Below are 24,403 nucleotides of genomic sequence, written 5' to 3' on the forward strand. Positions count from 1 at the left end.
GCCGAGACCAAACTTAAAACTAAACAAACAAGTCAATGTTATGTGGGTCGTCGGGATCTGGCTTTCTTTTCTGCGCTTGCTGTTGGTCTTGACCAGTTTTAGGCCGCACTTGTATATCATTGTGCGCGCTAGTTTTACCCTTTTTAACCACTTTCGTCGTTTTAATAGGCGGCGCCTTACCGTCAGGCTTTGCAGGTGCCCTAGGCAAAATAGGTAGTATCGCATCTTGGCTCACAACTACAGCTCCTTTTATGGCTTCCTCTACTATATTATCGGTTAAATTTTAAACAACTTTAATCTATTCATAAAAAGGCGTTAAAAAAGGTTGCAATTTAGCGCTAGCTTGGTAACTTTATGCCCATTATTGCCATCAAGGCAAAACTCACGTTGACAGGAACGTTACATGATTTTTAACCAACTGAAGCATCATCACCACCATCATCCAGAATAAGCTTCAGGCGGTTATCTGCTGGAAGCTTGTAAGACGCTTCCGGTGGTAGAATATAACAATATTGCAAACCCCCGGAAGGTAATCCTCCCGGGGGTTTTTTAGTATTATAATTAGGGACATAAACATGACAGAGCAAAAACGACTACGCATCGCCATCCAAAAATCAGGACGTCTAAGCGATGACTCACAGGCACTATTAAAAAGCTGCGGAATGAAAATCAACCTCCGCCAACAACGCCTAATTGCCCACTCAGAAAACATGCCAGTAGATCTACTACGTGTGCGCGATGACGATATCCCAGGCCTAGTAATGGACGGCGTGGTTGATTTCGGTATCGTTGGCGAAAACGTACTAGAAGAAGAAACCATGTTGCGCACCGCGCAAAATGAACCTACCGAATGTGACATTCTAAAACGCTTAGACTTTGGTGATTGCCGCTTCTCTCTAGCAGTAGCAGAAGAGTTCGATTACACCGGCCCACAATGTTTGGCTAACAAACGCATTGCCACTAGCTACCCAGGTATTTTAAAGCGCTACTTAGACGAGCAAGGCGTACCGTTTTCAACTTGTATGTTGGCAGGCTCGGTTGAAGTAGCCACTCGCGCTGGCTTAGCTGATGCAATTTGTGACTTGGTATCTACCGGCGCAACTTTAGAAGCAAACGGCCTTAAAGAAGTAGAAGTAATTTATCGCTCACAAGCTGTTTTAATTAAATCTAAAAACAAGCTTAGTGACGAGCACCAAGAACTGTTAGACCGCTTGCTAATGCGTATGCAAGGCACCATGGAAGCAAAAGAAAGCAAATACATCATGCTACATGCGCCAAAAACACATCTTGACCAGATCGTTGACTTACTGCCAGGCAGTGAGCACCCAACTGTATTAGCGCTTGCCGGAGACGAAGATAAAGTAGCCCTGCATGTAGTAAGTACCGAGAACCTGTTCTGGGAAACCATGGAGAAGCTAAAAACCTTAGGTGCTAGCTCTATCCTAGTCATGCCAATCGAGAAGATGTTGAGATAACCACCATGCAAACGGTAATTTGGAAGCAACTTAATTCAGAGCAACAACTACAGGTGCTGTCCCGCCCTGCGGTTAATAGCTCAACCGACATTGCCGGAATTGTTGCCGATGTAGTAAGCCAAGTTCGTGAACAAGGCGACAAAGCACTAATCGCTTTAGCTGCCAAGTTTGATAACACCGAACTTAGCGCTGTAAGAATATCTCAACAAGAGATAGAAGCAGCGGAGCAAGGTTTAAGTGAAGAATTTAAACAAGCTGTAGCGCAAGCCAAAGCTAACATTGAAGTTTTTCACCAAGCGCAAAAACCTCAGCCAATTAGCCTAGAAACCCAACCAGGTGTGCGTTGCGAAATGCACTACGCTGCCATTGGTAATGTGGGTTTATATGTGCCGGGTGGCACTGCGCCACTACCTTCAACGGTATTAATGTTAGCCATTCCTGCCCGCATTGCTGGCTGTAAAAAAGTGGTATTAAGCTCTCCACCACCCATTGCGCCAGAAATCCTTTATACCGCTAACTTATGTGGTGTAGACGAAGTATATGCAGCAGGTGGGGCACAAGCGATTGCAGCCATGGCTTATGGCACCGAGAGTGTTAGCAAGGCAGACAAAATATTTGGTCCGGGTAATGCCTTTGTAACGCAAGCCAAACAGCAGGTTAGCGGCGACCACGCTGGTGCCGCCATTGATATGCCAGCAGGCCCGTCTGAGGTGTTAGTTATCGCCGACAATAAAGCTAATCCAGCTTTTGTTGCTGCCGATTTACTCTCGCAAGCCGAACACGGCCCAGATTCACAAGTAATCTTGGTGACAACTTCAGAGCAACAAGCCGAAGCGGTTAATCAAGAATTGGCTCGACAGTTAGCGCTGCTTAGTCGTAATAACATTGCCGACCAAGCTTTGTCACACAGTACTGCCATTGTAGTAAACGACTTAGCCCAAGCTGTGCAAGTAAGTAACCTTTACGGCCCAGAGCACCTCATTGTTCAAACCGAGCAAGCACGTGATTTATTGCCAGAGATTGAAAACGCGGGAAGCGTATTTTTAGGTGAATGGACGCCAGAATCAGTTGGCGATTATGCCAGTGGCACCAACCACACCTTGCCTACTTACGGCTACACCCGCACCTACTCTAGCCTTGGCACTCTAGACTTTATGAAACGTTTCACTGTTCAAGAGTTAAGCCAGCAAGGCCTAAAAGACTTAAGCCGTGCAGTAGTGCCTATAGCTAACGCAGAAGGACTAGACGCTCACCGCAGAGCGGTTACTCTGCGCCTAGGCGAGGAGCAATAATATGTCGGTTACATTATTAGCCCGCAAAAAAATTCAGGCGCTGGTGCCCTACCAAAGTGCTCGCCGCATTGGCGGCAGTGGTGAAGTGTGGCTAAACGCCAACGAAAGCCCCGATGTTAGCGACTTTAGTTACGAAGGCGAGGAGCTAAACCGCTACCCAGAGTTTCAACCAGAAGCTTTAATTAACGGTTACGCTGCTTATGCAGGCGTAGAGCCAAATCAAGTGTTGGCTAGCCGCGGCGCCGATGAGGCGATTGAAGTACTAATTCGCGCATTTTGTGAACCGAACGAAGACAGCATTAGCATTTGTGCCCCTACTTACGGCATGTATGCGGTAAGCGCCGAAACCATTGGTGTTGAGATAAAAACCGTTGCTCTAGATGCGAACTTTGATCCCGACTACGCGGCACTGGCAAAAATAGATAGCAAAATTATTTTCTTATGTGCACCCAACAACCCAACAGGCAACATGCTAGATGAAGCCAAGTTGTGTGAGTTGTTGCAGGCACAAAAAGATAAAGCGCTAGTTGTAGTAGACGAAGCCTATATTGAGTTTTGCGAAGAACTTAGCGTAGTGAAATTGCTCGGCGACTACGACAACTTGGTGGTTACTCGAACCTTATCTAAAGCCTTCGCTTTAGCTGGCTTACGTTGTGGCTTTACCGTTGCAGGTCGTGAGGTGATTGAAGTAATGAGCAAAGTGATTGCCCCTTACCCTATCGCCCGTCCAGTTGCTGAAATCGCAGCAAAAGCGCTTACCAACGATGGTTTGAAAGTTATGCGCGAGCGTGTTGCACGCTTAAACGCTATTCGCAGCCACGCGGTTGAAGATTTAAGCAAACTTAATATTGTGCAAGAGATCTTCCCAGCTACCGGTAACTACATACTGGTACGTTTCGACGATTCAGCCCGAGTATTTAAAACATTGGGCGAGCAAGGCATTGTACTGCGTGATTTTGCCAATAAGCCGCGGTTAGAAAACTGCATCCGCATTAGCATTGGCAACCAGCAAGAAGTGGCCGCCACCGTATCAGCAATTCAAGGATTGGAGCGAACTTAAGTGAGCCAAGTAAAACAAAAAATCTTATTTATCGACCGTGATGGCACCATGATCGACGAACCTATCACCGACAAACAGGTTGATAGCGTAGAAAAGGTAAAGTTAGAGCCACAAGTGATCCCGGTATTGCTTAAGCTACAAGCCAATGGCTACCGCTTAGTTATGGTAACCAACCAGGATGGTTTAGGCACCGACAGCTTCCCCGAAGCTGATTTTCACCTAGCTCAAAACTACATGATGGATATCTTCGAATCACAAGGCATTAAGTTTGACGACGTACTGGTATGCCCGCACTTCGACGAAGATAACTGTAGCTGTCGCAAACCCAAGCTTGGCTTGGTTAAAGACTACCTAAAAAGTGGCGTGATTGATTTTGCCAACTCTTATGTGATTGGCGATCGCCACACCGACATGCAGCTAGCTGAAAACATGGGGCTAGAAGGCTTACAATATCAACGCGACGGCCTTAACTGGATAGCGATTGAAAAGCAGCTTACTCAACAAGGCCGCAAAGCCAAGGTTGAGCGCAATACTAAAGAAACCCAAATTAGTATCGCGGTTGATTTAGACAACGCAGGCGGCAGCCAAATTGATACTGGCCTTGGCTTTTTTGACCACATGTTGGATCAAATCGCTACCCACGGCGGTTTTCAGCTCAACTGTAAAGTTGTTGGCGATTACCATATCGACGACCACCACAGCGTAGAAGACACCGCCATTGCCCTTGGCCAAGCCCTTAAAGAAGCGCTTGGCGACAAACGTGGTATTGGCCGTTTTGGTTTTGTACTGCCGATGGACGAATGCCTGGCCCAATGTGCACTAGATTTAAGCGGCCGTGCTCACCTAGAGTTTAAAGCCGACTTTACCCGCGACAACATTGGCGACTTTGCTACAGAAATGGTACCGCACTTCTTCCGCTCACTAAGTGACGCGATGGCCTGTACCTTACACCTAGAAACCACCGGCAAAAATACTCACCACATGGTAGAAGCCCTGTTTAAAGTATTTGGTCGTGCACTAGGTCAAGCTATCGTAAAATCGGGCGATGCAATGCCTAGCAGTAAAGGCACATTGTAAGCGCCTGCTTTAAAGGATAAGAGCAAACATGAACGTAATTATTGATACAGGATGTGCCAACTTATCTTCGGTAAAATTTGCCGTTGAGCGTTTAGGCTTTCCAGTAACAGTGAGCCGCGACCCACAGGTAATCTTGGCGGCCGATAAACTGTTTCTACCCGGCGTAGGCACCGCCACCGAAGCGATGCAAAACCTAGCCGACCGCGAGCTAATCGACTTAGTAAAACAAGTTAAAAAGCCGCTGTTAGGTATTTGTTTAGGCATGCAAATGCTGGCCGAATTCTCTATCGAAGGCGGCGCTAAACAAGCCGACGAGCCAGTCCCCTGCTTAGGTTTAGTGCCTGGCACCGTAAGCTTAATGCAGCCGCAACAAGGGCAACGCCTGCCACACATGGGTTGGAATCAAATTCAACCTAAAGCCGGTCATCCACTGTTTAAAGGCATTGAAGCCGGCAGCTACTTCTACTTTGTACACAGCTACGCCCTGCCAGTAAACGCTGCCACAATTGCCGAATGTGATTATGGCAACGCCTTTACTGCCGCAGTAAACAAAGACAATTTTTACGGGGTGCAATTTCACCCAGAACGTAGCGGCCAAGCCGGTGCACAACTAATCAAAAACTTCTTGGAGATGTAACACATGATCATTCCTGCTTTAGATTTAATCGACGGAAAGATTGTGCGTTTGTTCCAAGGTGATTACGCACAAAAAACCATTTACGGTGACGACCCACAAGCGCAGTTTTCCGAGTACCACAGCCAAGGTGCTGATTGGCTACATTTAGTTGATTTAGACGGCGCCAAAGATACCAGCGCTCGCCAACTAGACGTGATTGCCCAGTTACTGAAAAACACCCCAGCTAAAATTCAAATTGGTGGCGGCGTGCGCAGCGAGCAAGATGTAAAAGACTTGCTCGACGCAGGTGCAGAGCGCGTAGTAATTGGCTCTACCGCCGTAAAGCAGCCAGAAGTGGTTGCCAAGTGGATGGAAAAATACGGCGCCGAGCACATTGTATTGGCGCTTGATATTAACATCAACGAGCAAGGCAATAAGGTAGTAGCAGTATCAGGCTGGCAAGAAGACAGTGGCGTAACCATTGAAGAGCTAGTGGCTATTTACGCGCCTGTTGGTCTTAAGCACGTATTGTGTACCGACATTTCTAAAGATGGCACGCTAGAAGGCTCAAACGTAAGTTTGTATCGTGAGCTATGTGCGCAATACCCAGATATTCACTGGCAAAGCTCTGGCGGCATTGGCAATTTAAACGACATTGCAGCGCTTACCGATACCGGCGTAGCTGGCGTAATTGTTGGCCGCGCATTGTTAGAAGGTAAGTTCAACGTAGAGCAAGCCATCGCCTGCTGGCAGCAAGGAGGCAACAATGCTAGCTAAACGAATTATCCCCTGCCTAGACGTAAAAGACGGCATGGTAGTAAAAGGCGTTAAGTTTCGTAATCACGAAATTATTGGCGACATTGTTCCGCTAGCCAAACGCTACGCTGAAGAAGGCGCAGACGAACTAGTTTTTTACGATATTACCGCCAGCTCAGACGAGCGCGTAGTAGATAAAAGCTGGGTAAGCCGCGTAGCGGAGGTTATCGATATTCCGTTTTGTGTAGCCGGTGGGATTAAAACCATTGAGGATGCCAACCGCACCTTGCAAAATGGCGCAGATAAAATCTCTATCAACTCCCCTGCTTTAGCCGATCCAAGTTTGATTACTAAGCTAGCCGACAAGTTTGGCGTGCAGTGCATTGTAGTAGGCATCGATTCCTACTACTGCGACGAAACTAGCCAATACCAAGTTAAGCAATTTACTGGTGACGAAAAGCGCACGGTAACAACTACTTGGAATACCTTTGATTGGGTGAAAGAAGTGCAAGCTCGTGGCGCGGGTGAAATAGTACTAAACGTAATGAACCAAGATGGTGTACGCCAAGGTTACGATTTAGAACAACTAAGCCGAGTACGCGAGATTTGTAATGTGCCTTTAATTGCCTCTGGCGGCGCAGGCGAAATGCAGCACTTTAAAGACGCCTTTAAGATTTCCGACGTAGACGGCGCATTGGCGGCTAGCGTATTCCATAAAAGCATTATTGATATTGGCGAATTGAAGCAATATCTCAAACAACAAGAGGTGGCAATTCGACTATGAGCCAGTTTGAAGAACTAAACCAAAAGATTAACTGGGACAAAGTCGAAGGCTTAATCCCTGCCGTGGTTCAAAACGACCACAGCGGCCAAGTATTAATGCTAGGTTACATGAACAGTGATGCGCTAGCTAAAACCTTAGACACCGGGCAAGTAACCTTCTTTAGCCGCACCAAGCAGCGTTTATGGACCAAAGGTGAAACCTCAGGCAACGTGCTTAAGCTTAAAGGCATTACACTTGATTGCGACCAAGACACGCTGCTAGTAGCGGTTGACCCAATTGGCCCAACTTGCCACCTTGGCAACCAAAGCTGCTTCGACGGCCACCAAGAGCCTAAGCTGACCTTTATCGCCCAACTACAAGCAGTATTGGCCGAGCGTAAGTTAGCCGACCCAGAAGAAAGCTACACCGCTAGCCTATTCGCCCGTGGCACCAAACGCATCTGCCAAAAAGTAGGTGAAGAAGGCGTAGAAGTTGCCCTAGCCGCCATGGCGAACGACCGCGAAGAGTTAGTGAATGAAAGCTCAGACTTGTTGTATCACCTACTGGTACTGCTAGAGAAACAAGAAGTCGGCTTTGACGAAGTAGTAGCTTGTTTGCAGGCAAGACATAAGTAAAGCTTAAAACCTTCAGACCAAATTAAAAAAGCCAGCGTAATGCTGGTTTTTTATTCCATTAGATTAGAGCTTAAATATCATTAATACGTCGACATTAACTGTTTTGCCGTAGGCTTAGATTTCAACCTTTTTTCTATCAGTCTTCGGTTTACCCTAAAAAAGACATAGGGAATGCCAAAGGCGAAGTTGTCTGAATGATAGGAGTTCATAGGCTTCAACTTTATATGGCATACATAAAATGAAAACCACCCTGCTTGCTCTTCGCTAAAAATAAAAGACTCTATTTCGGAAAAAGCTATACAAACTCTAGAACCTCGCGAATAAAGTGGCCAACGAATAATCCCTGAGTCAGTAATCCAAACATGAACGCGATTAAGGTGTATATATTGATTTAGCCAATAATAAATATATACAGCAACCAAAGTAGAGCCAATGAAGAATATCACTTTTATACCTTCTCTCTCGCCATCTGTAAGCTCTAATACATGTAAAGCTAGAACAGAGATTGCAGCCACGAAAAAGACAATACAAATCGTAAACTTGCTTGACGATTTTTTTGTGGAAAAAAATCGCCAAGACATAAAGCCAGGTGGTTCATACCAATGCATAGAAGTGAACAAGCCATTGAAAAATTAAAATTATAAAAACATTATAAACATTTTTATCTATAGAGTTCTAGCTTGGCTACCATGGCCACAGTGTTGACCTTCAAAATAATCAACTCTTAGGGTATCGCACATCCATTTTCAACGTTTCTGAAAACTACAAAATCTATTTACAATTAGTAAGACTACTTTTTGACATACCAAAGTTCAATTATCTCTAACATCAATCAATAGTAATCGCTGGCTGATTGACGCAATCTCATTATAATAACGCCACAAACCCTTCGTGTAATTTAACTTAGGCTCATTCGGGCTTTGGTTGCTATTTTACCAAGCCACCATAAAACGAAAATTAAAGTGAAATCATCATGAGATACCTCCCTTCTTAACCTATCTAAGAATCAGCCTATTTACTCACTTGCATTGAATTCTCGGTATTTGACGCATAAGAAAAAGCCGCGCTAGAGAGTTTGCACCAGCGCGGCTTTTGGATATGCGAGTAGGGTTTTCGTTAAATAGCAGAGCCTTGTTGAACAACTTCAGACTCAGCATTTATACGCTGCACCACCGCTAGCCCTTTTTCTAAAGCTTCAGTGCGGCTATCTACGATATGATCTTCATCTATCCAATCGCGGATTTGGATTTTCTCTAACTGGTGCATAGTTTGCTCGTTAGGGCTGTAGAGGAACACTTCACAGCCAGCATCTAGGGCATCACGCATGGCGTTTTCCAGCGCTAGCGCCACAGTAACGTCAATCATCGGTACCGCACTAAGGTCTAGCACCATTACTTTGTACTGCTCAACCGCGGCGTGTTGTCTAGCAATGGCTTTTGATACACCAAAAATCATTGGCCCTGAGAGGTAGAAAAACAATAGCTGACCTTTGGCTTGGTCTAACAACTGGCGTTCTGAATATTCAAGTGGCACACCGTCGTCGGCATCAGATATCGCTTTAACATTTTTCTCCTGAACTCGGCTCAGCTTTTCGATAGTAATTACGTTGGCGAGGAATACCCCAATACCTACTGCGTAGATTAAATCGACAAAAACGGTAAGAAACAGCACGCCATACATGATGCAAGTAGGCACTAAAGATACTCGATGGGCGCGCTTAATGAAGCTCCAATCGAGAATATTTAGACCAACATACATGGCAATACCCGCGAGAACGGCTAATGGAATTGGCTGGGTAAGCGGCGCTAGCCAAAGCACCACTAACAGCAAGATAATCGCGCGCACAATGCCAGAGAGCGGTGAACTTCCGCCCACCTGAACATTCACCACAGTTCCCATAGTCGCGCCCGCGCCAGGCAAACCACCAAACAAGCCTGAAACCGTATTTGCAATGCCCTGCCCCATTAACTCTCGGTTAGAGTCATGTTCTTTGCGGGTTAAGCTATCGGCAATTACTGCGGTAAGTAGCGTATCGATACAACCTAGAGTGCCTAGCACTAAGGCATCAACCAGCATTTCGCTAAGCAGGCCCCAAGTAAAAGTAGGCCAAATAATCGATGGTAGGCCACTTGGGATCTCTCCAATACGGCGAATACCCTCGTCACTAAATAGCAGCATAGACACTAAAGTCACCGCCACCAGCGCGACCAATTGTGGAGGGATTATTTTTTTGTATTTATTAGGCATGAACAAGAGCGCGCCTAAGGTCATCAGCCCTAGTAGGAACTCGCCAAAGTGCATGTTTCGAATTAAGTCGGGAATTGCCTGCAGAGTTCCAAGGGCTCCACCAGCGGGGGTGGATTGGCCTAAAAAGGGCGCCAATTGGAGGATGACCAGAATGACACCCACGCCAGACATAAAGCCAGAAATAACACTATAAGGCATCAAGGTAATGTATTTACCAAGCTTAAGTGCACCAAGGGCGATTTGGAATAGCCCGGCCATCATCACCACCGTAAATGCCATGGCGGGCCCGTTTTCTGGGTGTTTGGCTATCATGGTGGTAAGTACCGCCGCCATTACGACGGTCATCGGGCCGGTTGGCTCCGAGATCAAGGTGCGCGAACCGCCAAATAACGCGGCAAACAAACCTACTAAAATGGCGCCCCAAAGACCCGCTTGAGGCCCTGCTCCCGATGCAACACCAAACGCTAAAGCCATTGGTAGTGAGACGATAGCAGTGGTAACACCACCAAACAAATCGCCCTTAATGTTCATTGATTCAAACTTACCCTTAACCAAACCGCTACTCCTTTTGCTTGGACGCCCCAATTGTATTGAATTCTTTTGGAATTAAAACACTGAATATAGTGCGGTTATTAATTATTTCTCTTACGCCTTACAAAGACTAAACGGTCAAATAGCATTAGAACAGGCGACTACAGCAGCTTGCACCACAGCTAAAACCTACTAACACCAAATGATAAAAACTAGAACGAGTCATCTTCCCAATAAAGAAAGCGCCTAACAGCTTACTGCTTTTTCTCTGCTTCGATATAAATCGGCATGTTCTAGTAGGTATTCCCCAGCTAATTCAAGCCTAATGTCTGCTGTTGCCGCCATCTCTGGCGGCTTGCCATATACAATGGCGGCTAACTCTTTTCCTGATGTCACACATTCCACTTGAATGCTGAACTTTCGATATCCATCTGGCTCATGTACACGCTCTAAGTTGTCCATTTCTGCTAGTACTTGGTCCGAGACTAAGAAAACTTGCCCCTTCACCGGCTGGCCTTTGCCCTTATCAAGCACCAACCACGGCGAATAACGGCTGCCCACCAAATACAAAGGGTAACTTTCTTTGCTTACATAGTCTGAGCCAAGGCGAATGCCTTGGTTAAATTTAAAGTTTGGGAAGCCTTGTTTTAGCGTGCCAAACACAAACACTTTGTGCATATTTTTATCGTCCTTAAGCGATGTTCTCTAAGAGGCCTTTAGACTGGCTCCACTGTTTAGGAGATTGCCCATACATCCTTTTAAACTCCCGACTAAATTGGGATGAGCTAACATAACCAACGGCCATTGCCGCTTCACTGACATTATTACCTGCGGCAATTTTCATAGCGGCTTGATTCAAGCGCATCGACTTCATAAATTGAATCGGCGACATCATCGTTGCTTGTTTAAACTTACGGTGAAATACCGCCCTGCTCATGCTAACTTGAGAAGCAAGCTGGTCTATGGTGACATTTTCGCTAAGACGCTTAGATAGGTACTCAATAGAGCGAGCAATTTCGTTACCAACTCCAAAGGCTCGCCGCGCCGAGATGCCCGCTTCACCTTTTAACACCGCATAGTAAAACTCGCGTAAACGGCTAGCGCCTAAAATAGCACTATCCCTTGGATTATCGCCCAATTGCAGCAGCCTTAATAGGGCATCAGAGAAGGTGTCATCCCAATTAGCTAGCGATAGGCCTTGCGCGTTATTTTTAGGATGCTTTATCACCGCGGCTGCGCTTTCCATTTCAATGGCTAGCTCGGTCATTACTTTTGTATCGAGAGAGATGTATACACCGAGCAAAGGCTCTTCTGGCGAGGCTTCTGGTGTACCCGCTTCTACTGGCATAGACATGGTGCAACACAGGTATTGGCTATTATCGTAGACATAATGATGCCCCTCGATTAACGCCTCTTTTTTACCACTGACAATAACCACAACTGTCGGCTCATAAACCGCTGGAGCACAAGGGATAGCAGTGGTTACTTTAAACAGATGAACCCCTTTTACTCCTGTCTCAACCATTCCTTCATCGCTGATGCGACTTTCTATCAGCTGTTTTATTTTTTGCCTAAACATATCATCCCCCAAGAACCACGCTTGATACAAATAGGCAATTTTTAGCGCCAAATACGCCTATTAAATACACATAGTGAGAGTTAAAGTCATTCCTAAGCAAAGATACTACGACAAATAAGGTAGTGCAATTAACTTTCGTTGCACTGCCCGAAGGCTGAATCAAGAGGTTAGAAAATGACAACTAAGCAACTTACCACTAAAACTTGGACACCAGAGCAGATTGGCTCTCTAACAGGAAAAACCTACGTAATTACTGGCGCCAACAGTGGTGCAGGATTTGAAGCCTCTCGCATCTTGCTGGCTAAAGGCGCAAAGGTAGTAATGTTAAATCGAAACCCTGTTAAATCTGTCGCGGCCGTAGAAGAGTTAAAAGCCCAGCTGGGTAGCAATATTGATCTTAGCTATATTCAAATGGATTTGGCTGAGCTTGACTCGGTTAGGCGCGCAGCTAAACAATTACTAGAGAGCACCAACAGCATTGAAGCGCTTATTTGTAACGGCGCGATTGCGCAAGTTGCCAAACAACAATTCACAAAAGACGGCTTTGAAAGCCAATTAGGTGTTAATCATTTTGGCCACTTTCTTCTGTGTGGCTTGTTATTTGAACAAATAGAGGCATCTCAAGGGCGTATTGTGATAGTAGGCAGTAACGCCTACAAAATGGGCTTAAAGAAAATTCAATTTGACGATCTTAACTTCGATGCTAATTACACGGCATGGAGCTCTTATGCCCAAAGTAAGCTCGCGCAAATGATGTTTGGCTATGAGCTGCAGCAACGAATTAAAGCCTCAGGTAAGCAAGTACAAGTACATGTTTGTCACCCAGGCGCGTCGAGAACTAACTTATTAAAAGACACAGCTAGCACGTTTAACAAAACACTCTGGGCAGTACTGTCTAGACTAATCGCACAATCTGCCGAAAAAGGCGCATGGCCAGAAGTAATGTGTGCCACCAAACAAGGCTTAGCGATAAACAAACTCTATGGCCCAACCAAACGCGCCGATACCGTTGGCCCGGTGGGTGAATGCTTATTAGATGAGGTAGCACTTGACCAAAAAATGGCTCAGCAACTTTGGCAGTTATCTGAAGAAAACACCTCGTTTAACTGGAAGCTATAAGCTTGGCTAAAATCGACCAAATTTAAAGTAATACTTAGCCCCAAAGGAGCAAAAAATGATAGAAACTAGCTTATTGTTACGAGGCATTGGCATCGTATTGATCATTGCCGGCATTGTACTGGTATCTAATCCAGAATTAGTCAGTAACAAGGCAATTCCCGACAATACCTTTGATGCGATTGAACGAAGAATTTGGTGGGGCCTGTTAATTGGTTTTGGTTGTTTACTGATGTTTCATCATCAATTTCAGCCTTGGGTGACAAGCCTTGCTGCTACTAGCGCATCACTAATGTTTGGCCTACTTGTGGCAAGACTTATAGGAATAATGCTAGACGGTTCGGTAACAAAACAATGGTTATATGTAGGCTTAGAGTTAGTATTGTTAGCGCCATTGGTGTGGTGGTACCTTCGCGTTCGCGCATAACAAAGCCAGAGAGCCGATTTAACGCGGGTCTGGCTTGTTAAGTATTCAGCTCACGCTAAATTAAAGTGCTTTAGTGGCGACCACCTCTCCTACCTTGTTAATGGTTATTTCAACACTCTCTAAGGGTTGCTTTAGCTTAGCTAAGGCATTTTTCACCCACTTAGAGAGTCCACCGCAGCAAGGCACTTCCATTCGCAAAATTGTTAGGCTTTTAAGTTGACCATAGCGAATAAGCATATTGAGTTTTTCCACATATGCGTCTTGGTTTTCATCCAGTTTTGGGCAAGCAATAAGTAGCTTCTTTCCGTCTAAATAGCTGCTGTGAAAATCGGCTGCGGCAAACGCGCTACAATCGGCAGCGAGTAATAAGTCCGCGCCCACAAAAACGGGATTGGCGCTGTTAATAAGATGTAATTGAATGGGCCAATGGCTTAAGGCGCTAATGGGCGCACTACCATCACTTGATACTTGGTTTGGCTCACCTTTCTCTCGAACAAGTACCTGCTCTTTTTTACCGGGGCAGCCTGTAGTTGAGGTTTGTTTGGATACTTGTTTGTGCGAGGGCACCTCAATACCCTGCTCCGCCAATACCTGTAAAGCGATTTGGTAATAATCAAACTCTTTATGCTCTAGCATATGCTCTAAATGGGCTTTAATTACATTTGGCCCACCTTGTATGATGTTTTCCATGACTTTGCGTTCGTCATAAGCGCTAGCTTCACGCTTTACCACAGTCATTGCGCCTGTGGGACAATGTCCCAAGCAAGCACCTAGGCCATCACACATTAAGTCGCTAATTAAGCGAGCTTTTTGGTCGATGATTTGCAAGGCACCTTCATGGCAAGCAGGCACACATTGACCACATCCGTCGCATAGCGCTTCATCTATTTCTATTATCTCGCGTAACATAGCTTCCCCACACTTTCTACTTATTGAAAGCTAGGCTGCAATATCAAAGCCAGTGAAAACATAACTTATGTGGCTGATATTTCGTTCAAACTCAAAGAGAGATGAAATGAAGCAAACAAGTAAATGTAAGCTTTGTGCTAAGTGCGACAGTTTTAAACTACATACTTGGAATGTGTTGAAAGGCCATCCAAGGGTGAAAATTTACTCAGATACTGCCATTACCCGCAGCAATCTTAGCTAAGCGCTAGCTGGCAGAGTCATTCTTACTTATAATGCCCCTACAAATATTAGGTACTAGTTTACTAGTACTGCTATGGCTTAAAGCGTTACCTTCGCTTTGCCACCATAAACTAAAGATTAAAGAGAAAATATCATGAGCGATCTGCCTCCATGCCCAGAATGTGAATCAGCCTATGTATACCAAGATGGTTCACTACTTATTTGCCCTGAATGCGCGCATGAGTGGAACCCTAACGAAGTAGTTGTTGACCCTGATGCCATTGTACTTAAAGACGCTGTAGGCAATTTACTGGCAGAAGACGACAAAGTTACCCTGATTAAAGACCTAAAAGTGAAAGGGTCGTCGTTAGTGCTAAAAGTTGGTACTAAAGCGGTAATTAAACGCTTTGTAGATGCTGATCATGACATCGACTGTAAGGTAGATGGTCACGGCCACATGATGCTTAAATCTAAATTTGTTAGAAAACAAAACTAGGTGAACTCAGTTCTATCGCTAAATAAAAACCTGCACTAGCAGGTTTTTTTATACTCTTTAGCCACACAACAATAAGGAACACACTTTGGCAATCAATAAAGTACTGTGTTTTGGCGACTCTAATACTTGGGGTTACTCCCCGACTACTGGGCAACGTATGCCAGCCGACTCTCGTTGGCCGGGGGTTATGGGGAACTTGCTTGGCGAGCCTTACCAAATTATTGAAGCTGGACAACCCGGCAGAACCACCTTTCCCAGCTCATCAAGCTTTGGTTTAAGCAGCGGCATAGATGCCTTATTGCAAGACACCCAAAAACACCAGCCTGACTGCTTAGTATTGATGTTAGGCACTAATGATTTTTATCCAGAATTTCAACTTGCAGTAGAGCAGATAAGTGACAACCTTGAGCGAATGGTTGTTGAGCTAGACCAGCACTGTGTAAACCAAGGAATAACAAACCCCAAGGTGTTGTTAGTTGCTCCACCAGCAATAGATGAAACAGGCCCTTTCGGTCAGCACTTTAAGGGCTCGCAAGCTAAGTCTCAGCAACTTGCTGGCTTACTCGCAGCTAAAGCAAAAAGGCTTAGCTGCGCGTTTTTTGATGTAAACAGCATTATTAAACTTGAACAACAAGACGGCGTTCATTTAAGCCCTGAGCAACATAAGCAACTTGCTGAAGCGCTTGCGGCAAAACTGGCGTTTATCTACCAGTAAGCATAACTAAAGCCTCACGAAGAGGCTTTTAATCATTACAAACCAAAATGCTTAGGTAGCTTATGGGGTGCCCATTGTTGCCAACGATATAAAGCCTCTATGAAAAAGTAATCGCCAAAAATAGTGCCGACTTCTGGCTCACCCCACTTTTCTGAGCCTTTCAACAAAATACTTTGGTAGTTGTTGTCCATTGCTAAGTATTTAGGTGTAGAAAGTGACGCTAGCATTTGTTGTGCGTCGTTTAAGTACTTCTCTTGTTGGGTAATCTTGTAAAGCTCGATGAGTGCTGATGCCACAATCGCTGTAGCAGAACTATCTCGAGGGTTATCATCATCTATTGGAGCGTCAAAGTCTGAATACGGCACCCAATCTTGAGTTTGTTGTTTGGTGCTTTCAATAAAGTATTCATAAGACTTGATTGAGCGCTCTAGCATCCGTTCTAAACCCGTGTAACGATAATACATAGCATAAGCATAAACCGACCAAGCCTGGCCTCTTGACCAAGTTGATTCCGTTTTCCAGCCTTGATGAGTTCTTTTCTTAACTACTTCACCACTAGGGCTATAACTCACTACATGGTAGGTGCTGCCATTTTCTCTTACACCATGTTCCCAAGTTTTATCTGCATGAGAGATCGCCATGTTGGTGAACTCGGGCTTGTTGGCATGTTTGCCTACCCAAAGCACCAACTCCATATTCATTAACTGATCAATATTGACTTCAAAAGGCAGCCGAGTGGGATTACTAATCCCCTGCCGCCAAGACCGAAATGCGCCGATATCTTTGTTGTAACGCTGTTCCACTAAGGTAGAGGCACCATCTATCAATACTTGCTTGTAATCATCGCTAGGCTTTTCACCAATGGTGTAGCCTAAACCAAAACTGTTAAAAATTTGAAAGCCAGTATCATTGTCAGTGGCATAAGCGCGTGACCTTACCCCTTCTGTCCAATGTTCAGCATACTGCTGCCATTGGCTATTATCACTGAGTGCATTTAGATACCAAAAGATGCCCGGAATAAATCCGCTACACCAGTTTTTCGAGTACTCATGCTGCCATTTTCCCACTTCATTGGTATAGGCTGTAAACCAATGTTTGTTACTGTTTAATGCCTCGGAGGCAAGCAGTTCAGATTTGCTTTCGATAAGCGCCATCACGCTTTGCGGGGGCGCTTGGCTGGCTACCGCTTGTGCGTTTACAGACAACATGCTTACCGCTAATCCTGCGACAACAGCATTTTTAAGATTAGCGAGTTTAATGGAAAAAAGGGACATAGTTACCTCATGGTTTGGTGCGGTGTAAAGTGAAGATACTCAAGCAAATAGCTGCTAGCAGGCTAAGGGCTCTCGCGTGGTGGCACGCGAGAGCTCACCAGGTGCAGGCTTCTATTTAGGCTCAGCCGCTGAATACTCAAGCTTGTAGAAATGTGCTTCACTCATACCATGGGTAAATTGGTTGTATACGCCGGCTTTAAAGTAACTTAACAGGTGACGCCAATAATCAATGTCGTGCTTAACGAGGTTGGTACCGTCTACGTCAACCGATAGCGTTTTGTTGCCTACGGTAATATCAAAAGCGGTAGTTTTGCCTGTCGGCGCCTTACCCAAATCAATGTGGCTATAAGCAACATCAGGCTTACACATATTTTTGTCTTTATTTTTTTTACCAAAGGACCCTTTGCAAATGACTGCATTGTTTTTGATGATTGCCCAAAAATGACCTTTCACGCCATTAGCATCACGCTTCCATACCACCCTCAATAAGGGGTGCGGTACATTGTGTGTGCCTTCGTCATCTAAGCCTTTGTTATGCACTTGTAGAAAAGTAATCTCATCTTGTTTTGAATCTGAGTCTTTCATTGAAGCTTCAGGGTCAATCATTTCAACATCGGCGCGTAATGAGTAAAAATGATCAGGTAAATCGGTACGGAAGTTTTTATGCACTCGAACTTCATTACGTAAATGATCGTTCTTCATTTTGAAGACCAGCGCTTCGCTTGTTTTATCTACATAAAAGTAAGGATTTACGATGCCAGTAAAATCTCCATCTAGCGCAAAGTATTCCTTATTGCCTTTCTTACCTTCAGCATCTGAAATTTGCAGCTCAGATTCGCTTAAAACATGTTGAAACTGAGGATAGTTAACCGGCTCGCCCAAGCTACCGTTGTTATCAGAAAACTGAACATTGGCTGAGGCCAATGTGGAAACAGCAAGTAAAGCAGATAGAGCGAGTAGATGGTTTTTCATAAGGCCTTATTAATGTAGTATCATCATACTAATAAATATTTAGCATATTCGAACAACAATAAAAGCCACTTAACACGATAGTGTGCACCAAGGCTCAAAAGTAATGAGTTAGAACTAGCTCAACGAATTGTTAGATGAGCGGAATTATTTTGCGTTGTTGGATTCTTAAGACTTGGCGTAGGGAGTTCTCACTATTAGTTGTTCTTGCCTGTTCAGTTTCCTATTTAAAGCGCTAAAATATACGCCCAAGGCGCTAAACAAGCTTTAGCTGCTTTTCTCAGCTTCACTCAAAGGACAACTTATGCTGTTTGTATGTTCTGATATTCATGGCGACTACCAAGCCCTAACACTCACTTTAGCCGCTTTTAAACGCAGCGGAGCTTCGCATTTAATCAGCTTGGGGGATGTGCTTAACCACGGGCCTCGTAACCCCGTACCCGCTCACTATGCACCTTTAAAGGTAGCGGAAGACTTAAACAACATCGCTGATAAAATTATTGCGGTTAGAGGGAATTGCGATAGCGAAGTAGACCAAGCCCTGTGTCACTTTCCATTGCTAGCTGAATACAACCAAATGCTTTTAGGAACACGCAAAATATTTTTGTGTCATGGCCATAATTATGGACCAAACAAACTGCCGCCTTTAAGCCCTGGAGACATATTGGTGAGCGGCCACAGCCATATTCCGCAAGCCCAACAACAAGACGGGCACTTTGTGCTTAATCCCGGCTCGGTATCAATGCCTCGACAAGACTGGCAAGCCAGTTACGCTTTAATCACTGAACAGCAAATACAAGTATGTAGTCTTGTTGATCACCAAGAGCTGCTGAACTGCCCTTTAGATAAGAACTAAACTAACAGCTAACAAAGCCAGCCTCTGTTAGCACTAATTTGCTTGGACTTATTAGTTAAAAACGCCGTGCTTACCGGCGAACATTGCGCATGTGATACAAGCTGTTCCCACCACAAACTGTGATGTACAGCAAAATTTGTAAATGAAACTCTCAAAAACAATGAGCAATATGAATAATTGCCAAGGTCATCATATTTAATAATACAATAGTATTATAACGTTTCTCTGTTCACGAAAACTCCGTCTACGAGTTACATTTAACTAACAGGGAACTATCATGAAAAAGATTTATGTCGCTTGTGCCGTAGCTGCACTGTTTGCAGGTACAGCTGGCGCAGCGAATACACCGACCAATTACCAGCTTGAGTTAATGTCGAAGCTAGATGCTTCTAAAGCCCCGGCGCAAAACTTCGAAATGCGTAAGTGGAAAATCAACTTACCCTACCCTGATACCAAGCCTGAGCGCGAAGGCAAAACCATGGAAGTGTATGCATCTCAGCTAAACGATGCAGAAAATCCATTCTCACATCCAGAATGGTTTTACACCAACGCTGAAACTGGCGCCATGGTATTTAAAGTACCTAATGAAGCCGTGACCACTCCTAACAGCAAAAACGCTCGTAGTGAATTACGCGCAATGTTAAACGTGAACTTACCTACTGGGTACAAAGATCCAAGCACCAATTTTGTATTAGCTTCTCACGACAATGCGGCAGCTTACGGCTCTATTGGCGGACGCATGAGCGCAGCCTTAAGTGTTGACCATGTAAGCCTAAGTGGTAACGATGCAAAAATGGGTGCTCACTCGGTGGTTATTGGCCAGATCCATGGTTCAAATAATGAACCTTTAAAGATCTTCTTCCGCAAATTGCCAAACCATGAGCATGGTTCGCTATTCTGGAACTATGAAATTAATCCTAAAGACAAGAAAGACCGTTTTGATATTCCTCATAACATCTTCGGCCAGTACAACTTGACCAAAGACGATAAAGATCCAGTTGGCGGCATCAAGCTGGGTGAATTGTTCTCTTATGACGTTGATATTGTTGACAACATAATGAACCTCACCTTTACCAAAAACCCAGGTGAAGCCAATGAGCAAGTTGTCACGTATAGGGTTAACTTAGCTGAACCTAACTCTGCTTCTGACTTAGATACCAGCTACGCGCAAGATTGGATGTACTTTAAAGCAGGTGCTTACAACCAGTGCAATATCAAGCCTAAAACCAATACTTGGAGCTCGGGCTGTAGCAATAATGGCTTAGATGCTGGTGATTACACACAAGTAAGCTTCTATAAACTTAACCTTATTCAATAAGGCTAAGTAAGCTAACAACTCCCTTTATAAACCCAAGCCCTTGGCATGAAAATGCCAAGGGCTTTTTAATCACAAGTAAAGCTAAAACACTTAAGCCTTCATCAACAATAGAAGGCCAAAAAGCGCAGTAGAGATGAGGCGTTAAACAAAGAAATACTCATCGAACTCTGGTTACACCCGGTGTGTATTATGCCTAGCCGCTCACTGATCGATAGGTATAACTAGCAGATCTATCGAGACGTTATTTACCAGCTCATGATGTTTAGATGCTAAACGATGCCAGAACCCATTATCATGACCACATACGATTAAGTCAGCGCCTACCTCGGCCACTGTTTCATCTAAGCGAGCACTTAAATCACCTTGCATAACAAACTGGTTCTCAATGGTGTAATTAGTATCCACCACCAAGGCGTTAAGCTTGTTAGCAAACTCTTTAAGGCTAGGATGCATCGGTTCTATGGCGGCTAAATCAAGATCAATTAGCCCACTGAATGCTGAATCGTTAGCGCTTTCATCAACAAAAATCAGTGATACTTTTGCATCGAGTGGTTTCGCTAGAAGGATGACTTTATCGATTATTCGTCTGCTGTTTTCAGAGAGGTCGACGGCGACTAAAATGTGACGATAGCTCATGATGTGCTCCTCGTAATTTATTTAATCACTTTAAGCTTAGCAGTGGAAATACGCCTTAGACGGACTTGTCGCACATGCCAAGGGAATATTTGAAGCTAACTTGAGCTTGGTCATTATTAGCTTCAAAACAAGGTATCAGAGGCAACAAAAAAGCCAGCATCATGCTGGCTTTTAGCTGTTGGAGGCGTAATAGCTGCAGCGCTAACTTATTAAAGCACAGCCCAATGGAGAGTAAGGCCAACATGGCTGCCATCACAATTAGCGGTACAAAATGATGCTAAGAAAGGAGCAGTTTCTAGATCATACTTAATATAGGTATAACGTAGTTCAATCCATGAGCGCGATTCACCTAACATGTAACCAACAAAGCCGGTATAACCCAGTGTGTCTTCGTAGCGCGCGTAGTACTTCTCATCACTACCAATAAACTGGCCACCCACTTTGTTACTCATGTGGTAAGTCAAACCGCCACCTAATTTAAAAGAATCATTAATTTGGTAGTACGGCAAGGCCTCGACAACAAAGCGAGTAAACCACATGCCTTGGTTACCGCTAGATGTGCTAGCAAAGCTAAATTGAGTATCTACGTGGTAGCCCGCATTAGTGATCAATCGAAGGTCTTTTACTAGAGGCCAATCAATACCAACGCTAGCTTTAAACAGCCCGCCGCCTTTCAACACCGCATCATCAACAACATTGTTGTTTTCATCGACATAGTAAGCTTCGGCGATGGTATCTCCACCGTAAGTTGCCCCTAAGCTAAGTAATAAATCCCAGTTATTCTCTTTGGCGTATTCGCCGTAAGCAAACTCTGCACTGGCTAAATTTGGCAGCAACAGACAGATACACGCCAATAATTTCATTGCACCCTTTCCTTGGCGCTTATTAAACAACATCCACATTGTTGTTAAATTCCCTTTATTGATAAAACGCGCAGTCTATCAGAAGCTATTGTTATAAAATACAATAGTTTAATAAAAAGTGACCGCTTGTTGATTTAAGCCGACCCAGTGAAACAAACAGCATTACCGCTCGCTTATAAGCATTCATGGTTTAGCCTCCCGTTTTTTGACAATTAGATAATTAGCGTTAAGTGCTACACGCCTAGTTTCTCTTATTTAATCAGCGGCTTTGTGAGCAAGCTCATACTGACCATGAAACAACAAGAAATTTACCTATCTATTTCAGCCAGTTATGCGGCTTTCCAACTTTTTTACTCGGCTAATTCGGGTAGCATCATCTTTAAGTAAGTTGTTAACTTCACCCTCAAGCGTGAGAGCCTAAAATGACCGAACGTCGAACAAACCATCGCTTCGCAGCTAAGCTGATTTTGCTTGGTTTCATCTCGCCTTTTGCAGTTGCGGCCGACTGCGAGTACTCCGTAACCAATCAATGGGACCAAGGCTTTCAGGCACAGGTGACCATTACAAATACCGATTCAACTAACATCGAGGGTTGGCAAGTAAATTGGCAATATCAACAAGGCTCTCAACTTAGCTCTAGCTGGAATACGGTTTTAAGCGGAAATAACCCTTACAGCGCAAGTAACCTTTCGTGGAACGCGACTATAAAGCCAGGGGAGTCGGTTGAATTTGGTATTCAAGGCACCATGAGCGGCGACAGTGCGGAACAACCAACACTTACTGGCGATGTTTGCTCTAACCAAACTCCACCACCTCCCAGTGAGAGGCCTGCTATAACCGCTATAGACGCTGCGGCAGCAATGGGCACCGGCTTTAACTTAGGGCAAATGTTCGACAACCAACAACATGCGGCTACCCTAACCGAAGCTTCAGGAAAAATAGATGCTTATTACGAGCAAGGTTATCGTAATGTTAGAATTCCGATTAGTTGGACCATAGAGATATCAGGTTCAACCATTGCTGACGAAACAGGAAAAATAGACCTTAACAATGCTCGCCTTAAAGAGATAATAAAAACTGTCGACCATGCCCTAGCTTATGATGATATGTTCGTAGTTATCAATGCTCACCATGAAGCCGTAATCAAAGACAATAGTGATGCGGTGATGTTAGAAACTCTGTGGACAGATATTAGTGCTCTATTTAAAGACCGCAGTAACCGCCTCATTTTTCAAATTTTAAACGAACCGCACTTAAGTAATAGCGAAGCCATGCTTCCATCAAAGCTGCGCCACATGACAGGTTTGGCATATAACAAGATCAGAGAACAGAGTCCAAATCGGATTGTTGTAATTGGCGGAAACCAATGGTTTGGCGCTCATGAGATGGCGCGAACCTGGCCAAACTTAGACGCTGTTGGAGGAGGCAGTGATCCCTATGTGATGGCCGCATTCCACCATTACAATCCTTGGTCATACCACGGTGAAGGTAACTTATCGACTAAGTGGACTGAATCTGACATTAGTGACCCAATTAGAACCATGCAACAATGGGCAAACGGTGTGGGTCAAGGTATGCCAATCTACATCAGTGAATGGGGTACTAATTGGCAAAAATATAAAAGCCAAATGGATTGCAACAATATTAGAGCTTGGTATGAGTTACTGGACTCTAAACATGCAAAAGCAGCAGGCATTCCCACTTCTGTGTGGGACGATGGAGGTTGGTTTATGATCTATGATCACCGCACCAATGCCTACAACAACAACCTTCATCAGTGCATTATTCAAGGCTCTTGTGAGTACAGTAGTAATGACAGCAGTCGAATCAATGCAGCCTGTAAGTAGCGCAACTAAAACCCACTACTTTATACTTCCCGCGACTACTCCGTCGCGGGCAACCTTAGAGCATTAGAGATAGCACTCAAAGCGTGATTGTTAACCGCGATAACCAATACTAAATACCCCACCCTCTGTCACCGAATTATAACCAATGCCAAACACTAAATGCCGAGTTAAAGCATAACGAAGCCCAACTTCGCCGCCCCAGTTTCGCTTGGTATCGGTATACCATTCTGGCTTACAGTCGGTGCAAAACTGGGTAATACCGTCAGTGTATTCGGTGGTGTCTTCTAACATTGCTCCACCGCCATAAACACTCAAATTATTGGAGAGGCTGTAACTCACCCCTAGCCTTAACATGGTTAAGTCTCTTTTACCTTCTGCAGGTGCTTCAAAGCCTAAGTCTTCTTCTTTTGATCTGCCATAACCGAGGTAGTAACCCCAATTAGGGTAGCTTTTGTCGTAATGATTTACCGCAACGGTCAAGCCCAACATAGGTTGGTCGGGATGTTGGTAATCGAGAAATACCGCAGCCCACGGATAAGCGTTGGTGTTTTCTTGTTGCTGTTGGGCAACAGCCTGAGCAGACATTGTGATAGCAAATACTGTAATACTGGGTTTTACTAACTTGGAGATGTGCACGAAATTCTCAACCTTTTAAACCTTACCTCCCTGTAAACCAATAATCTGCGGCAGATAATGGCAGTTATTAGTCCTTAAAAAAACCGTAAGC

Annotated in this window: 25 protein-coding genes and 1 other annotated feature; of the genes, 15 read left to right on the plus strand and 10 right to left on the minus strand. The window is 44.6% G+C overall.

Annotated features, from left to right (window positions below):
- Nucleotides 1-19: 19 nt before the first annotated feature.
- Complete coding sequence (locus tag OV592_RS12315; protein ID WP_406608772.1) at nucleotides 20-235, minus strand: hypothetical protein; 216 nt, start codon at nucleotides 233-235, stop codon at nucleotides 20-22.
- Between the two features lie 191 nt (nucleotides 236-426).
- Nucleotides 427-554 (plus strand) — a sequence feature (His leader region).
- A gap of 21 nt (nucleotides 555-575) precedes the next feature.
- Between OV592_RS12315 and hisG the strand changes: the two genes are divergently transcribed.
- Genes hisG through hisIE form a run of 8 tightly spaced genes read left to right on the plus strand, consistent with a single transcriptional unit; the run spans nucleotide 576 to nucleotide 7,674 of the window.
- Nucleotides 576-1,475, plus strand: coding sequence for an ATP phosphoribosyltransferase (hisG, locus tag OV592_RS12320; protein WP_040307005.1), 900 nt, complete (start codon nucleotides 576-578; stop codon nucleotides 1,473-1,475).
- Between the two features lie 5 nt (nucleotides 1,476-1,480).
- Complete coding sequence (gene hisD / locus OV592_RS12325; protein WP_406608773.1) at nucleotides 1,481-2,767, plus strand: histidinol dehydrogenase; 1,287 nt, start codon at nucleotides 1,481-1,483, stop codon at nucleotides 2,765-2,767.
- A gap of 1 nt (nucleotide 2,768) precedes the next feature.
- Complete coding sequence (gene hisC / locus OV592_RS12330; RefSeq protein WP_406608774.1) at nucleotides 2,769-3,827, plus strand: histidinol-phosphate transaminase; 1,059 nt, start codon at nucleotides 2,769-2,771, stop codon at nucleotides 3,825-3,827.
- A 48-nt stretch (nucleotides 3,828-3,875) separates the two neighbouring features.
- Nucleotides 3,876-4,904: a bifunctional histidinol-phosphatase/imidazoleglycerol-phosphate dehydratase HisB gene (gene hisB / locus OV592_RS12335; RefSeq protein WP_406611432.1), complete on the plus strand. Its 1,029-nt coding sequence runs from the start codon at nucleotides 3,876-3,878 to the stop codon at nucleotides 4,902-4,904.
- A 28-nt stretch (nucleotides 4,905-4,932) separates the two neighbouring features.
- The gene (gene hisH / locus OV592_RS12340) at nucleotides 4,933-5,541 is read left to right on the plus strand and encodes an imidazole glycerol phosphate synthase subunit HisH (RefSeq protein WP_220721182.1); all 609 of its coding nucleotides are present in this window, start codon (nucleotides 4,933-4,935) and stop codon (nucleotides 5,539-5,541) included.
- Nucleotides 5,542-5,544: 3 nt separating this feature from the next.
- A complete protein-coding gene (hisA, locus tag OV592_RS12345) occupies nucleotides 5,545-6,297 on the plus strand; it encodes a 1-(5-phosphoribosyl)-5-[(5-phosphoribosylamino)methylideneamino]imidazole-4-carboxamide isomerase (protein WP_406608775.1) in 753 nt (250 codons plus the stop codon).
- Nucleotides 6,287-7,060, plus strand: a complete 774-nt coding sequence (gene hisF / locus OV592_RS12350; protein ID WP_016401105.1) for an imidazole glycerol phosphate synthase subunit HisF — start codon at nucleotides 6,287-6,289, stop codon at nucleotides 7,058-7,060. The genes hisA and hisF overlap by 11 nt, the downstream gene beginning before the upstream one ends.
- Entirely contained in the window at nucleotides 7,057-7,674 is a 618-nt protein-coding gene (gene hisIE / locus OV592_RS12355) for a bifunctional phosphoribosyl-AMP cyclohydrolase/phosphoribosyl-ATP diphosphatase HisIE (RefSeq protein WP_406608776.1), read from the plus strand. Before hisF ends, hisIE begins: the two co-directional genes overlap by 4 nt.
- A 1,116-nt stretch (nucleotides 7,675-8,790) precedes the next feature.
- Here the strand turns inward: hisIE and OV592_RS12360 are convergent.
- From OV592_RS12360 to OV592_RS12370, 3 genes are all read right to left on the minus strand, one after another.
- The gene (locus OV592_RS12360) at nucleotides 8,791-10,452 is read right to left on the minus strand and encodes a SulP family inorganic anion transporter (RefSeq protein WP_406611433.1); all 1,662 of its coding nucleotides are present in this window, start codon (nucleotides 10,450-10,452) and stop codon (nucleotides 8,791-8,793) included.
- 246 nt (nucleotides 10,453-10,698) lie between these two features.
- Nucleotides 10,699-11,130 carry a gamma-glutamylcyclotransferase family protein gene (locus OV592_RS12365; protein ID WP_406608777.1) on the minus strand — a complete coding sequence of 144 codons (432 nt, stop codon included), beginning with the start codon at nucleotides 11,128-11,130 and terminating at the stop codon, nucleotides 10,699-10,701.
- Nucleotides 11,131-11,143: 13 nt separating this feature from the next.
- Entirely contained in the window at nucleotides 11,144-12,031 is an 888-nt protein-coding gene (locus OV592_RS12370) for an AraC family transcriptional regulator N-terminal domain-containing protein (RefSeq protein ID WP_406608778.1), read from the minus strand.
- Between the two features lie 174 nt (nucleotides 12,032-12,205).
- Between OV592_RS12370 and OV592_RS12375 the strand changes: the two genes are divergently transcribed.
- Together OV592_RS12375 and OV592_RS12380 are read left to right on the plus strand one after the other, a co-directional pair.
- Nucleotides 12,206-13,150 carry an SDR family oxidoreductase gene (locus OV592_RS12375; RefSeq protein ID WP_406608779.1) on the plus strand — a complete coding sequence of 315 codons (945 nt, stop codon included), beginning with the start codon at nucleotides 12,206-12,208 and terminating at the stop codon, nucleotides 13,148-13,150.
- A 55-nt stretch (nucleotides 13,151-13,205) separates the two neighbouring features.
- Nucleotides 13,206-13,574 (plus strand): DUF4345 family protein, encoded by a 369-nt coding sequence (locus tag OV592_RS12380; protein ID WP_152782463.1) that lies wholly within the window; start codon nucleotides 13,206-13,208, stop codon nucleotides 13,572-13,574.
- A 60-nt stretch (nucleotides 13,575-13,634) separates the two neighbouring features.
- On the opposite strand, the gene OV592_RS12385 is transcribed toward OV592_RS12380, so the two are convergent.
- A complete protein-coding gene (locus OV592_RS12385) occupies nucleotides 13,635-14,483 on the minus strand; it encodes an ATP-binding protein (protein ID WP_406608780.1) in 849 nt (282 codons plus the stop codon).
- A gap of 373 nt (nucleotides 14,484-14,856) precedes the next feature.
- Between OV592_RS12385 and OV592_RS12390 the strand changes: the two genes are divergently transcribed.
- Both OV592_RS12390 and OV592_RS12395 read left to right on the plus strand, forming a co-directional pair.
- A complete protein-coding gene (locus tag OV592_RS12390) occupies nucleotides 14,857-15,198 on the plus strand; it encodes a zinc ribbon domain-containing protein YjdM (RefSeq protein ID WP_016401117.1) in 342 nt (113 codons plus the stop codon).
- Between the two features lie 85 nt (nucleotides 15,199-15,283).
- Nucleotides 15,284-15,913, plus strand: coding sequence for a GDSL-type esterase/lipase family protein (locus tag OV592_RS12395; protein WP_406608781.1), 630 nt, complete (start codon nucleotides 15,284-15,286; stop codon nucleotides 15,911-15,913).
- Between the two features lie 35 nt (nucleotides 15,914-15,948).
- Here the strand turns inward: OV592_RS12395 and OV592_RS12400 are convergent, their stop codons facing one another.
- On the minus strand, nucleotides 15,949-17,187 hold the full coding sequence (locus tag OV592_RS12400) for a glycoside hydrolase family 88 protein (protein ID WP_406608782.1): 1,239 nt from the start codon (nucleotides 17,185-17,187) through the stop codon (nucleotides 15,949-15,951).
- Between the two features lie 111 nt (nucleotides 17,188-17,298).
- Nucleotides 17,299-18,159, minus strand: coding sequence for a polysaccharide lyase family 7 protein (locus OV592_RS12405; RefSeq protein WP_406608783.1), 861 nt, complete (start codon nucleotides 18,157-18,159; stop codon nucleotides 17,299-17,301).
- 301 nt (nucleotides 18,160-18,460) lie between these two features.
- Between OV592_RS12405 and yfcE the strand changes: the two genes are divergently transcribed.
- On the plus strand, nucleotides 18,461-19,012 hold the full coding sequence (gene yfcE, locus OV592_RS12410) for a phosphodiesterase (RefSeq protein WP_406608784.1): 552 nt from the start codon (nucleotides 18,461-18,463) through the stop codon (nucleotides 19,010-19,012).
- Between the two features lie 277 nt (nucleotides 19,013-19,289).
- Nucleotides 19,290-20,330: a polysaccharide lyase family 7 protein gene (locus tag OV592_RS12415; RefSeq protein WP_406608785.1), complete on the plus strand. Its 1,041-nt coding sequence runs from the start codon at nucleotides 19,290-19,292 to the stop codon at nucleotides 20,328-20,330.
- Nucleotides 20,331-20,531: 201 nt separating this feature from the next.
- On the opposite strand, the gene OV592_RS12420 is transcribed toward OV592_RS12415, so the two are convergent.
- Both OV592_RS12420 and OV592_RS12425 read right to left on the minus strand, forming a co-directional pair.
- Nucleotides 20,532-20,966 carry a universal stress protein gene (locus OV592_RS12420; RefSeq protein WP_016401123.1) on the minus strand — a complete coding sequence of 145 codons (435 nt, stop codon included), beginning with the start codon at nucleotides 20,964-20,966 and terminating at the stop codon, nucleotides 20,532-20,534.
- Between the two features lie 209 nt (nucleotides 20,967-21,175).
- Nucleotides 21,176-21,829 carry a hypothetical protein gene (locus tag OV592_RS12425; RefSeq protein WP_152782450.1) on the minus strand — a complete coding sequence of 218 codons (654 nt, stop codon included), beginning with the start codon at nucleotides 21,827-21,829 and terminating at the stop codon, nucleotides 21,176-21,178.
- A 422-nt stretch (nucleotides 21,830-22,251) separates the two neighbouring features.
- On the opposite strand from OV592_RS12425, the gene OV592_RS12430 reads away from it, so the two are divergent.
- A complete protein-coding gene (locus tag OV592_RS12430; RefSeq protein WP_406608786.1) occupies nucleotides 22,252-23,676 on the plus strand; it encodes a cellulase family glycosylhydrolase in 1,425 nt (474 codons plus the stop codon).
- A 90-nt stretch (nucleotides 23,677-23,766) separates the two neighbouring features.
- On the opposite strand, the gene OV592_RS12435 is transcribed toward OV592_RS12430, so the two are convergent.
- A complete protein-coding gene (locus OV592_RS12435) occupies nucleotides 23,767-24,312 on the minus strand; it encodes an outer membrane beta-barrel protein (protein ID WP_338621486.1) in 546 nt (181 codons plus the stop codon).
- Nucleotides 24,313-24,403 lie beyond the last annotated feature (91 nt).

Origin of the sequence: Agarivorans sp. JK6 (assembly GCF_045277145.1) — a bacterium.
Taxonomy (GTDB): domain Bacteria; phylum Pseudomonadota; class Gammaproteobacteria; order Enterobacterales; family Celerinatantimonadaceae; genus Agarivorans; species Agarivorans albus.

Coding starts and splice junctions, on each gene's coding strand:
- hisG (WP_040307005.1), top strand. CDS start 576: ATGACAGAGCAAAAACGACTACGCATCGCCATCCAAAAATCAGGACGT.
- hisF (WP_016401105.1), top strand. CDS start 6,287: ATGCTAGCTAAACGAATTATCCCCTGCCTAGACGTAAAAGACGGCATG.
- OV592_RS12430 (WP_406608786.1), top strand. CDS start 22,252: ATGACCGAACGTCGAACAAACCATCGCTTCGCAGCTAAGCTGATTTTG.
- OV592_RS12365 (WP_406608777.1), bottom strand. CDS start 11,130: ATGCACAAAGTGTTTGTGTTTGGCACGCTAAAACAAGGCTTCCCAAAC.
- yfcE (WP_406608784.1), top strand. CDS start 18,461: ATGCTGTTTGTATGTTCTGATATTCATGGCGACTACCAAGCCCTAACA.
- OV592_RS12405 (WP_406608783.1), bottom strand. CDS start 18,159: ATGAAAAACCATCTACTCGCTCTATCTGCTTTACTTGCTGTTTCCACA.
- hisA (WP_406608775.1), top strand. CDS start 5,545: ATGATCATTCCTGCTTTAGATTTAATCGACGGAAAGATTGTGCGTTTG.
- hisD (WP_406608773.1), top strand. CDS start 1,481: ATGCAAACGGTAATTTGGAAGCAACTTAATTCAGAGCAACAACTACAG.
- OV592_RS12360 (WP_406611433.1), bottom strand. CDS start 10,452: ATGAACATTAAGGGCGATTTGTTTGGTGGTGTTACCACTGCTATCGTC.
- hisH (WP_220721182.1), top strand. CDS start 4,933: ATGAACGTAATTATTGATACAGGATGTGCCAACTTATCTTCGGTAAAA.
- OV592_RS12380 (WP_152782463.1), top strand. CDS start 13,206: ATGATAGAAACTAGCTTATTGTTACGAGGCATTGGCATCGTATTGATC.
- hisB (WP_406611432.1), top strand. CDS start 3,876: ATGATCGACGAACCTATCACCGACAAACAGGTTGATAGCGTAGAAAAG.
- OV592_RS12400 (WP_406608782.1), bottom strand. CDS start 17,187: ATGTCCCTTTTTTCCATTAAACTCGCTAATCTTAAAAATGCTGTTGTC.
- hisIE (WP_406608776.1), top strand. CDS start 7,057: ATGAGCCAGTTTGAAGAACTAAACCAAAAGATTAACTGGGACAAAGTC.
- OV592_RS12415 (WP_406608785.1), top strand. CDS start 19,290: ATGAAAAAGATTTATGTCGCTTGTGCCGTAGCTGCACTGTTTGCAGGT.
- OV592_RS12420 (WP_016401123.1), bottom strand. CDS start 20,966: ATGAGCTATCGTCACATTTTAGTCGCCGTCGACCTCTCTGAAAACAGC.
- OV592_RS12375 (WP_406608779.1), top strand. CDS start 12,206: ATGACAACTAAGCAACTTACCACTAAAACTTGGACACCAGAGCAGATT.
- OV592_RS12390 (WP_016401117.1), top strand. CDS start 14,857: ATGAGCGATCTGCCTCCATGCCCAGAATGTGAATCAGCCTATGTATAC.
- OV592_RS12370 (WP_406608778.1), bottom strand. CDS start 12,031: ATGTTTAGGCAAAAAATAAAACAGCTGATAGAAAGTCGCATCAGCGAT.
- OV592_RS12385 (WP_406608780.1), bottom strand. CDS start 14,483: ATGTTACGCGAGATAATAGAAATAGATGAAGCGCTATGCGACGGATGT.
- OV592_RS12425 (WP_152782450.1), bottom strand. CDS start 21,829: ATGAAATTATTGGCGTGTATCTGTCTGTTGCTGCCAAATTTAGCCAGT.
- hisC (WP_406608774.1), top strand. CDS start 2,769: ATGTCGGTTACATTATTAGCCCGCAAAAAAATTCAGGCGCTGGTGCCC.